3 protein-coding genes are annotated in these 1,529 nt (G+C 69.5%); 1 reads left to right on the top strand and 2 read right to left on the bottom strand.

What is annotated here, in order from left to right; translation table 11 throughout:
- On the bottom strand, nt 1-165 hold a 165-nt coding region (locus DMC18_RS27145; protein ID WP_146217988.1), incomplete at its 3' end, for a DUF4880 domain-containing protein.
- Nucleotides 140-724 (bottom strand): RNA polymerase sigma factor, encoded by a 585-nt coding sequence (locus DMC18_RS05860; RefSeq protein WP_110119395.1) that lies wholly within the window; start codon nt 722-724, stop codon nt 140-142. The genes DMC18_RS27145 and DMC18_RS05860, both read right to left, overlap by 26 nt.
- Nucleotides 725-904: 180 nt before the next feature.
- Between DMC18_RS05860 and DMC18_RS05865 the strand changes: the two genes are divergently transcribed.
- The coding region (locus DMC18_RS05865) for a HAMP domain-containing protein (protein WP_146217989.1) at nt 905-1,529 on the top strand (625 nt) is incomplete at its 3' end.

Raw genomic sequence — 1,529 nt, forward strand, 5'->3', positions numbered from 1 at the left:
CCAGCCGGCCTGGGCGCGCACAAAGGCGCCGCGCCGTCGCGGGTCGCCGGCCAGCCAGGCTTCGAGTTCAGCCGCCTCTTCGGCGGGGAGTTCGCCCTGATCGACGCGCACCACCCATCGGGCGGCGCGCGCCTCGATGTCAGCGGCGCTTTCGCGTTCGGTCATGCGTGCTCGGCCTCCTCGCGGCCGTCGGTTGTTGCTGCGTTTCACCCTCGGCGAGGGCGGCGAGGATGGCGCGAAGCCCCCTCACGGATTCGTTCTCGACCACGTTCTCGGTCACGCCCATGCGGCGGGCGATCTCGCGTTGCGGCAGGCCTTCGATCTTGCGCATCTCGAAGATCCGGCGGCAGCGGTCGGGCAAGGCGGCGATCAGCCGCCGCACCCGCTCCAGTTCGCGCCGCCCGCCGGCGATGCGCTCGGGCGAAGGCTCGTCGAGTTCGACATTGAGAGAGTCGATCTCGGCCGCCGTGTCGATCCGCACCACCCTGGCCCGCCGAAGCTGCTCCAGCGCCACGCTGCGGGCGGCCTGGAAGAGATAGGCCCGCGGCTCGCCGATGTGCTCGACGGCGCTCAGACCGGCCAGGCGGCAGTAGGTTTCCTGCACGATGTCGTCGACGTCGCCCGCGGCCGCGAACGCCCGTCTCAGCCACGCGCGCAGGTCGGCTTCATGGGGCAGGATCTCCCGCCCAATCCAAGCCACGACACGCGTACGCCCGTCCGACACCGTTTCCGCCCGAGTTGTTCTGAAGGGAGCGATGCACGGCCGGGGAATTTCCGTCAAACCCGACGGCGGAAAAGTCGGCCCTCGTCCGCATGACGCGCCCGGAACCCAGGTCAAACAGCCGCGTTGTCCGTTGAGTTGAGTGGAGTTCCGCCGCAACGGTTCGGGGCTCGAGGGGGCGAAATGCGGGACACGGGGCAGACGGCCGGCGAACACAAGCTGGACCAACGCCAACTGCTGGCGGCGTTGCGGGCCTTCCGACGCGGAGATTTCTCCGTCCGCCTGCCTGATGATCTCGACGGACTGGACGGCGAGCTGGCCGAGGCCTTCAACGACGCCGTCGGCCTCAACGACCGGATTTCCAAGGAATTCGAGCGCCTGCGCGACGCCGTCGGGCGCCAGGGCAAGATCAACCAGCGGGCCGCCCTGCCCGGCGCCCTGGGCTCGTGGAACGACAGCGTCGAGGCGGTCAACAGCCTGATCACCGACATGGTCCACCCGACCGCCGAGATGGCCCGGGTGATCGGCGCCGTCGCCAAGGGCGACCTCTCCCAGACCATGGACCTCGAGAACGAGGACCACCCGCTGCGCGGCGAGTTCCTGCGCATCGGCAAGGTCGTCAACACCATGGTCGGGCAGTTGGGTTCGTTCGTGTCGGAAGTGACCCGCGTGGCCCGCGAAGTCGGCACCGAGGGCAAGCTGGGCGGCCAGGCCAAGGTGGCGGGCGTCGCCGGCGCCTGGAAGGACTTGACCGACAACGTCAACCTGATGGCCGCCAACCTCACCGGCCAGGTCCGCAACATCGCCG

Source organism: Caulobacter sp. D5 (assembly GCF_003185805.1).
In the GTDB taxonomy this organism is placed as follows: Bacteria; Pseudomonadota; Alphaproteobacteria; order Caulobacterales; family Caulobacteraceae; genus Caulobacter.